General features: G+C 63.8%; 5 protein-coding genes. 1 reads left to right on the top strand and 4 read right to left on the bottom strand.

Annotation, left to right across the window (positions count from 1 at the left end):
* The coding region (locus CVM50_RS22005; protein WP_085890271.1) for a hypothetical protein at positions 1–220 on the top strand (220 nt) is incomplete at its 5' end.
* A 771-nt stretch (positions 221–991) separates the two neighbouring features.
* Here CVM50_RS22005 and CVM50_RS16560 read toward each other — a convergent pair.
* From CVM50_RS16560 to CVM50_RS16545, 4 genes are all read right to left on the bottom strand, one after another.
* On the bottom strand, positions 992–1972 hold the full coding sequence (locus tag CVM50_RS16560; RefSeq protein WP_085888568.1) for a formylglycine-generating enzyme family protein: 981 nt from the start codon (positions 1970–1972) through the stop codon (positions 992–994).
* A 284-nt stretch (positions 1973–2256) separates the two neighbouring features.
* Positions 2257–3768 (bottom strand): ABC transporter substrate-binding protein, encoded by a 1512-nt coding sequence (locus tag CVM50_RS16555; protein ID WP_085888536.1) that lies wholly within the window; start codon positions 3766–3768, stop codon positions 2257–2259.
* Positions 3769–3885: 117 nt separating this feature from the next.
* Entirely contained in the window at positions 3886–5547 is a 1662-nt protein-coding gene (locus tag CVM50_RS16550) for a glycoside hydrolase family 3 protein (RefSeq protein ID WP_085888535.1), read from the bottom strand.
* 8 nt (positions 5548–5555) lie between these two features.
* Entirely contained in the window at positions 5556–7019 is a 1464-nt protein-coding gene (locus CVM50_RS16545) for a sulfatase (RefSeq protein WP_085888534.1), read from the bottom strand.
* Positions 7020–7021: the final 2 nt, after the last annotated feature.

The raw sequence follows: 7021 nt of genomic DNA, 5'->3' as shown, positions 1-7021 counted from the left end.
GCTGAAGAGCCACGGCATCGTCGCCCTCCCCATCCATGATGCAGTCCTGGTCCCAGCCTCAGCAGCAGCCAAAGCTATGGCTGTCATGCTGGAGGTCTTCAAGAAGAGGACGGGACAGGAGGGGGTGGTAGACCTCATCACCAAGGAGCAGCTTGAAACAGCTGATGACACTTCGGATGAAGCTGAGGTCCATGCTGAGCCACTACAGCTTGTAGCCTAAGGCTATAGGTTCAAGGGAAGGAGGAGGGGGACTATCAAGCATAAGCAATAGCTACAGCAGGTAGCTACAGGTAGCTCCCCATAGTGGGACCCGTAAGTGAAAGCTGAAGCTCTTCCTCCCCCCTCCCATACCCAAGATGTTTATGGGGCAGATAGCTGAGAGCCCGATCTTATGTATCGAGCTTCGGCGTTTCCCCCGGTGGGGTGGGTCACTATTCGTCCTCTGAGGAAGAGGCCTCCTTAGCTGCGCCGTAGAGGGCCCTAGGCGCTCACCTGCGGTGAAGCTTAGGCCAACCCTAGCTGAACCGTTTAACCACCTCACAGCGCCTCTCTGCGGTCCTGCTACCGTAGACCAAACCGTAGACCAACTGGTGCCTGTTGACGCGGTGACTCCCCGGCTGATAGCCCTTGTTTCGCTGGAGCTACCAGCTGACGCGATGCCTGCAACGGGAATACAACCCGTGTGGGGGCACCATAAAATCAATTACTTAAGAGAAATTCTGTTTCGTCGTTTCGACCTGTTTCGACGGTGTTTCGACGGCAGGTTCACTGCGTGTTCCTGAGCTTCACGACCTTTGCGATGGATTCGTCTCGGCCGCAGGCATAGTGATCGGTTGTTGTCACGTTCAGATGTTACCCCGCGTCGCGCAGAATGTAGGGGCAGCGCCCAGATTCTTCGCCTGGGCGGTGAAGAGTTCGCGCGGCGTGAGTACGCGCATGCGGATGTCGGCGATGACGTAGCGGGTGCCGGCGATATCGAGGGTGACGGACGTCAGCCGTTGGAGGCCACACGAAGGCCGCAGTTCGCCGTCGAACTATTCGCATCGTTCCATGTCCTGGAATGCACATGGTATCGGTCGCAGTAGCTGACATGGCATAGGTAAGAGCCTCCGCGCTGGATACGGGCGCTGCCCGTTTGGGGGCCTGTCGGGTCCTGTTCGGGCAGGCGAGAAGGCGTGGGGCGGGGTCCGTAGAAGTCTTGGACCCACTCCCAGATATTGCCGGTCATGTTGTAGAGACCATAGCCATTGGGCGCATAGCTGCGCACCGGCGCGGTTCCAATGTAGCCATCCTCGCCCGAGTTCGTGTGTGGGAAGTCGCCCTGCCAGGTGTTCATGGCAAAGCCGCTCTCGGGGACCAGCTTGTTGCCCCATGGGAATTTCTTGTTCACCAGTCCACCACGAGCGGCGCGCTCCCACTCGGCCTCGCGGGGCAGCCTCAGCCCGGCCCAGGTCACATAGGCCAACGCGTCGAACCAGGTCAGATGGACCGCCGGGTGATCAGCGCGATTCTCCCAGCTTGAGCCCGGGCCCTCGGGCTGTGCCCATGAGGCACCATGCACAAGTCGCCACCAAGGCAGGCCCGGCGGGTGGAGGGGCCAAAGCGTCGGATCCGCAAGTTGCAGATGGAAGACATAGCTCCAACCCTCGACCTCGCTGACGGTGCGGTAGCCGGTCTCGTTGATGAAACGGGCATATTCAGCATTGCAGACCGTCGCATCGGCGATCCTGAAGCCTGAGACCTTCACCCTGCGGCGAGGGCTGTCCAGGTCCCGAGCGTAGCGAGAGACCCGGGTGCCCATCTCGAAATGCCCAGCGGGGATAGAGACCAGCGCGTCGTGCAGTTCCTGGCGGGTCCCATGTGCAGCCAGCGGAACGGCGAGAGCCGCGGCCATGTAGCTTGCATCATCCTGGCGCATGCAGTCCGGCTTGCGCCCTCTACCGCAGCAACTGCTCTCGTTCTGGTTGACCATCATAATACTCAGGGCTGTGTTGTCTTGGCCTTTCGCTCGGCCCGCGGCAAGCCTGACAGCGCATCGCGGGCTGAGGGGGATATGTCCGGGTCCAGCTATCGTGGCACGGGCGCACAGCCTCTGGTCGAAGGCCGGTGCCGGGGTGGGCCGACCGTGGGTGTTTCAGCTCGTGGCCGCGCATGGAGGGCGGACGTTCTTGCCTGAGGCCAGATCCGGAGGGCAGTCGGGCGAGGCAAATCCTGCCCCGCCCAAGTTCATCTTTGCTAAGGCCCGGTTGACCTGGTTCAGTTGCCGGCTTTCTGAAAGTCATAGATCCACGGTGTGATGTTGTGCGACGGCACAACCACGCGCACCTCGTCATTGGTGAAGTAGACACCGTCAATCTGGTACCAGGGCGCGAACCAGGCGTTATCTACAAGGTAGGTGGTGATCGCCTGGAATGCTGTGTCCTGGTCTTCCAGCGGCGCATTGCGGGCCGTCTCGATCAGCTGGTCCAGTTCGTCGGACTGGCTGCCCGAGGGGTTCCAGGGGGCGTCCGGTCCGATGTACTTCAGCACGTCTCCCCAGGCGGTCTGAGTACCAAGGCGGAAGAGGAACATCGGATACTTGCCGGACAGCAGTTCGGGGATCGTGCCCGTGGGAGAGATCTTGATCCAGTCCACGGTGATTCCGATCTGCGCCAGCTGCTGCTCGACGATGGGGTTGTAGGAGGCCATGGAGGCCACTTCCGGCATCGACACGGTAAAGCCGTCTGCGTAGCCGGCTTCGGCCAGCAGCGCGCGCGCCGCTTCGGGGTCGTAGTCGTAGCTGCCTTCGAGGTCGGGGTTGTTCAGTGCGTTCGGAGAGACCAGCGGCTGGTTGGTCACTTGGCCATAGCCGTTGTCGATGTACTCGAGGATTGAGGCGCGGTCGAAGGCCATGTTGATCGCCTGGCGCACGCGCACATCGCCCAGGGCGGGAACCATCTCACCGGCGCGGTCAGCGATGAAGATGCCGAAAAAGTTGTTCGGGTTCGACGCGACGGTCAGGCCTGTGGCTTCGGCCTCGGACGCCGCACGGGGATCGCCGGCGCCGGCGTCGATCTGGCCGGATCGCAGGGCGTTCATCCGCGCACTCATGTCACGGATCGGGGTAATGGTGATTTGCTCGAAGGGGAAGTCCTGAGGGTTCCAGTAGTCGGGATTGCGCTTGTAGACATACTGCCGTCCAACGACCGAGGCCTCGGTGTCGTAGATGTAGGGGCCAGATCCGACGGGAACGGTCTTGGCCTCTTCGGTGCCCAGGGTCGAGGGCGCGGCCAGCGCGCCGCCGACGGTCGCCAGGCCAAAGAGCAGCGCCGGGTTGGGCTCCTCGATATGCAGCACGACCTCGGTCGGCGACACGACCTCGACCTCGCTGATGCCGCCGACCATCCACTTGTTCTGACCGGTGGCGTTCTGCAGGAACTCAATGTTGGCTTTCACTGCGGCGCCGTCGACCGGCTCGCCATTGGTGAAGCTCAGCCCCTCGCGCAGGATCAGGGTCAGGCTGCTTCCGTCCTCTGCGAAGCTGTAGTCCGTCGCCACGTTGCCCGAGATATTGCCCTCGGCGTCGATGCGCAGCAGCGTGTCGAAGACCGGCTGCCAGTACTTCGCCCAGTGCGAGGCCTGAAGCTGTCCGCGATCAAAGGTGCGGTTGTCGAGAAAACCGCCGATGGCCAGAGTCTCGGCGTCGTTCTGAACCTCGGCCATGGCCGGCGTGACAAGAGCAGTGGTGGTCGCCAGCGTCAGAGCAGCGGCGGAAATGAGTTTGAACATGGTGCCTCCCTTTTTGGTCCGCCGATAAGCCGGACCAACTCTGCCGCCGGTGATACGAGGCAAATAGATGCGGATGAAGTGCATTTAATCGAGTCAGCGATGCGTCAATTTAATCGCTCAGAGGTGCGCGTCCGGGGCGCCATCGAAAGGATCAACGGGATTGCTGCCAGCGAAGGGCGCGCGTCCCATCAGCGCCTCCAGAACCGCCGCCTGCATGGCGGGGTGTGTGGCATAGGCGTTGATGTAGGTGGGGACCCGGGGTGCATCGTAGAGGTAGTACGGGTATCCGAAGGAGATCATCACCGTCGGTAGCTGGTGCCAGGGCCGGGCCATGGACAGCTTGAAATGACCATGCAGGGCGCGCCAGTCCAGGAAGATGCGGCCCCGGGTCAGGAGGGTTTCCTCCCCAAAGAGGTAGAGCACCAGATCCTTTCCCGTCAGGTCAAGCGGGGTGCCATAGGGCGCCACGGTCACCTCGAATCCTTCCTTGCGCAGCATCTGCGGCAGGTCGAAAGGCAGACGGGCATTCTGCATCGGCTCGATGATGCCTGGTGTCAGCACCAGGATGCGCCGGTGCCGCGTTGGGTCGAGGGGGAGCGTTGCGTTGCGGTCCTTGACCAGGGTCGGTGCCTTGGCGAAGGCCCGATTGGCGATGGCCTGTGCCGTGTCGGCTTCCGGCGCCAGACGGGGCTGTGCCGCTCCGGTATGCAGTCCCAGAGAGGCCTTCAGGCCAAGCACCCGCATCAGGGCGGCTTCGAAGCGTTCTCGCGGGATCTCACCCGAGGCGACAGCCTCGCGCACGGCGCGGATCTCGGCCTCCGGATCCGAGGAGAAAAGAACCATGTCACAGCCGGCCTTGATGATCTCGACCTTGGCTTGGACCATCTCGACGACCGACGTCAGTCCGGCCATCTCGCTGGCATCCGAGACGATCAGCCCGTTGAAGCCCAGGTCCCCGCGCAGCAGGTCGATATTCAGGGCGTGGCTGATGGTGGCGGGCAGCAGAGCGGTCTCATCGTCGGTGGCGGGGTCCTTCTCGCGCAGGTAGGCGGGCAGGGCGATATGGCCGGTCATCACGGCGCGGACGCCGGCCTTTATCGCGGCCCTGTAGAGCTTGCCGAAGCTGGCCTGCCATTCGGTCATGGAAAGCGGGTTCACCGTGGTCACCAGGTGCTGGTCGCGGTCGTCATAGCCCTCGCCCGGCCAGTGCTTGACCGTCGCGGCGAGGCCTTCGGCCTCGAAGGCGGCGATCTGGGCCGTGGCATGACGCGCGATCCGCTCGGGGTCCGAACCGAAGCCGCGGGTGGCGACGATGGCGCTGCGCGCCGCCGCGTTGATGTCGATCACCGGCGCAAAGGCCCAGTTCACGCCGATGGAGAGCGCCTCCTGCGCCATCAGTCGTGCCACCTCGGTCGTCAGGTCAGCGTCATCGGCGGCGGCCAGGGCCAGGGGGTTCGGCACGGCAGTGCCGAAGGGCAGGCTCATCCGCGAGCCTTCCAGGTCCGCAGAGACAAGCAGCGGCACCTCCGCCTGCTGCTGGATCTGCGCAAGCGCGTGGCGCTCTGCCGCGCCGTCCTCGCCGAAGAAACGGGTGAGCCCGCCGGGAGAGAGAGTGGCCAAGCGCGCCAGCTCGGCCGCGTCGACGGGGTCACGGGAGTTCAGGTTGAACAGCTGCGCGGTCGCCACCTGATCATCCAGACTCTCTCGGGTGCGCCGAACCCACTCCAGCGCCTCGCGGTCCAGATTGAAAGGCGGGCGGCTCAAGTCTTCCAGGCGCATGATCTCTCCTATTGGTTCAGATGCAGGTGCTGGACCCCGACCGGCCCGGTTTCGGGCAGTCCGAGACGCTGGTACTGTTCGGGCGGAGCCTCACTGGCGCGCATCTGCCGGACCAGCAGCTCGGCCATCCGTGCCTCAAGCCCAGGGGCGTTCAGGGGGTGTTCCTGACCCGGGTCGGACTCCAGGTCGAAAAGCAGCGTCGAGAGGTCGTCGGGGCCACGCTGCGGTGCGCCCGGCATGCGGAGAACCTTTGCCCCCTTGGTGAAGCTGAAGCCCGGATGCAGTTCCGCCCGGGCAAGCTCCGCAAGCGGTTTGAAACCGCGCATCCGCGTCGGCATCAGGGTGTATTCGCGCAGGGGGGCCTCGGTGTCGGATGGGCCGCGCATGTAGACATGGCGCCCGTCGGTGACTGAGACATGCAGGCCGAAGACGCCGAAGAGCCCGGCGTCGCGCACTGGCGTATCGCTGGCGATTGTCGCAGTCAGCGGCTGGCCCTGCATGTGCGGGGTGGGGGCGTGGCCGAAGGCATCCAACAGGGTTGGCGCGATGTCGATGGTCTGTACCAGCGCCTCGCGCCGTTCGCCCGCTATCCGCGATCTTGGGTCCCAGACGAAAAGCGGAGTGTGGATGGCCTCGTCGTACCAAGGCATGACGTTCTTGCCCCACCACCCGCGTTCGCCCAGCAGGAAGCCGTGATCGGTGCAGACGATCAGCATGGTGTTGTCCCACAGGCCTTGGGCGTCGAAGACATCCAGCACGCGGCCAAGGTTGCGGTCGCATTGCGCCAGAACCTTCAGGTAGTGCTGCTGCATCGCCGCAACGCCCTCGGGCGTTTCGGTGACTCGGCCGTAGGTGGGCCAGTCGTCTCCCTCTTCTCCGGGGACGAAAAAGGGCTCGTGCGGGTCGAAGGTTTCGATTTGCAGGAGCCAGTCGTCCTGGTCGGCGTTGCGCTCGAGGAAGTCGAGACCAGCGTCGAAGACACGGGTCTGCGGCATTTTCTCTATGCTGTCGATGGCCTTGCGGTTGGCGGCGTCCTGGGTGCGGGCGCGTTTCGGCGGGACCTGCATCACCGTGCGGTCAAGATCGGCGAGGTAGGGTTTCCAGGCGTCGCCCTCCTGTCCGCGCACCGTCTCATGGGTCGAGAAGCGGGTCAGGTATGTGGCGCCGCCGTCTTCCCAGTAGTGCTGGTGGTCGGTGACGATATGGGTATGCACCCCCTGACGGGCCAGGATCTCGTAGACGCTGTCGTCGAAGGGCTCGATGGGGCCCCAGAACCGGTGCAGGAAGTTGTAGCGTCCCGTGTGCATCTCGCGCCGGGCGGGCATGCAGGGCATCGAGCCCGCGTAGCAAGTGTCGAAGGTAGCCGAGTGTGCGGCCAGCCGGGCGAAGTTCGGTGCCTGCTCGTCCGGCGCGCCCCAGGGGGGCAGCATCCGCCGGTTCAGGCTGTCGTACATGACAATGACGGCGCGCATTG

Origin of the sequence: Pseudooceanicola marinus, assembly GCF_002786295.1 — a bacterium.
Lineage (GTDB): Bacteria > Pseudomonadota > Alphaproteobacteria > Rhodobacterales > Rhodobacteraceae > Pseudooceanicola > Pseudooceanicola marinus.
This window is presented reverse-complemented; position numbering and strand designations above follow the sequence as displayed.

Excerpts from the sequence above, each read along its gene's own strand:
- CVM50_RS16550 (WP_085888535.1), bottom strand. The coding sequence starts at position 5,547 with ATGCGCCTGGAAGACTTGAGCCGCCCGCCTTTCAATCTGGACCGCGAG.
- CVM50_RS16555 (WP_085888536.1), bottom strand. The coding sequence starts at position 3,768 with ATGTTCAAACTCATTTCCGCCGCTGCTCTGACGCTGGCGACCACCACT.
- CVM50_RS16560 (WP_085888568.1), bottom strand. The coding sequence starts at position 1,972 with ATGGTCAACCAGAACGAGAGCAGTTGCTGCGGTAGAGGGCGCAAGCCG.
- CVM50_RS16545 (WP_085888534.1), bottom strand. The coding sequence starts at position 7,019 with ATGCGCGCCGTCATTGTCATGTACGACAGCCTGAACCGGCGGATGCTG.